The sequence below is a fragment of the Streptomyces sp. NPDC060198 genome (assembly GCF_042728415.1).
Classification (GTDB): Bacteria; Actinomycetota; Actinomycetes; order Streptomycetales; family Streptomycetaceae; genus Streptomyces.
On sequence record NZ_JBHWZJ010000658.1, the window covers coordinates 1 to 1710 of the forward strand.

General features: G+C 70.8%; 1 protein-coding gene. It reads right to left on the reverse strand.

The genetic code is table 11. From position 1 onward, the window contains the following. Positions 1–46 precede the first annotated feature (46 nt). Positions 47–1654, reverse strand: a complete 1608-nt coding sequence (locus ACFWEP_RS34515) for a hypothetical protein (RefSeq protein ID WP_387376237.1) — start codon at positions 1652–1654, stop codon at positions 47–49. Positions 1655–1710: the final 56 nt, after the last annotated feature.

Here is a 1710-nt window from a genome sequence, read left to right on the forward strand (position 1 = left end):
GCGGTGAGGCGGGCACGGCACACGCGGGCGGAGCGCGCGGGCCGGGTCAGGCCGCTGCTCCTCCGGTACGGGTCCTGCGCCTGCGGACCACGAGCGTGATCGCGCCACCCGCGATCAGCGCCACGGCGGCGGTCGCGGCGATCAACGGGGTGGACCCGCTGCCCGTCGACGCCATGGTCCCCGAGGCGTTCGGGGTGCCCGTAGCGGCCGCCGCGGGCCCGTCCGACACGGTGGCCCCGGTCCCGCCGACGTTCCCGTCCGACGACGGGTCGGCGGACCCCGGAGTGGCGGTGGAGGCCGCGGTCTTCACCGTGAACTTCGCGGTGTCGTTCGCCTTGTCCCTGTCGGCGCCCAGCTCGCCTCCCCACACGGTGGTCACGCCGACGTCGCCCGAAGTGGTGGCGGGGGCGTCCTGCTCGACCTTGACGGTGAACGGCAGCTCCACGGTCTCGCCGACGGTGAACGGTGACTCGACCTCACACATGTACTCGCGGGCGCCCAGGGTGTGCTCGCCCATTCCGCCACCTGTCCACACGTCGCACTCCGTCGGGATCTTCACGGCGGTGGTGCCCTTGGGTATCTCGACCAGCACACCGACCTGGGCGTCGGAATTCAGCAGGTTGAAGGTCGCGGGACCGTTGTTGCGGACTTTCGCGGTCAGCACGGTCTCGTCGCCCGGGGCGGCGTTCGCGGTGGAGCCGGTGAGGGCGATGTCGGCGGTGTTGTCAGCGTCGATCCGCCACTGGGCGTGATCGGTTCTCACGACCGGCGGCGTGCCGTCCTCCACGAGTGAGAGCACCGGCCCGTCGGTGGCTGCCGCCTTGGGCACGGATGAGGAGACGGCTTCGACCTGGTAGTCGACGAACTCGTAGAGCGCCGTCGGCTCGACCCCGATGCCGACCTCCGAGGAGAGCCGGTACGCCTTGCCCGGCTCGACCGGGGTGGTGAGGTGGCATACGGCGGTGTCCAGCGCGTGTCCGTGTGCCGAGGGGATGTCGGTGGACTTCCCGTAGGTGCAGTTGGAGAACTTCTGGGCGAATCCGAGACCGGGGGTGGCGGCGAGCGAGAGGGTCACGGCGTCGGCGGTGAGCGAACCGGAGTTGGACACCGTGATCGGAGCGGCGAGGGTCGAGCCGGGGGCTGCGTCCTTCGTGTCCGGGATCCTGGCGATGCCGAGGTCCACCGCACCGACGGTGAGTTCGACGGTGGTCTCCGTGATGATGGCGTTGGACGAAGTGGCGAACAGCCGTGCGGTGCCCGTCGTGCCGAGTGCGGCGCCCGGTTTGGCGTTGACGTCCACGATGCCGCCGGTGGACTCACCGGGGGAGATGTTCCGGCTGGGCCAGGAGCAGATGTCGTCCACGCAGGAGAGGCCGGTGATGTCGGCGAATCCGGAGATGTCGGAGACGTCGACCTTGACGACCACGTCCTTGGCCGTGCTTCCGCCGTCCTCGCCCGCCATGCCCCAGCCGATCTGCGACGAGTCCCCCCGCACGGCCGGCTGGGGCAGCCCCACCTTGCTGTGGTTGGCGACGAGCGTCAGCGCGGGCGCGTCCTCGGCGTGGGCCGTGGGCGCCGCCACGACGGCCGGGAGCAGTGTGACGGCCGCAGCGGTGAGTGCCGCGGGCCAGCCACGCGGGCGTACTGATGACATCTGGTGTTTCCCTTTCCGTGGGCCGGTGTTGTCACACCGGCTGCCCGGTGTGACAA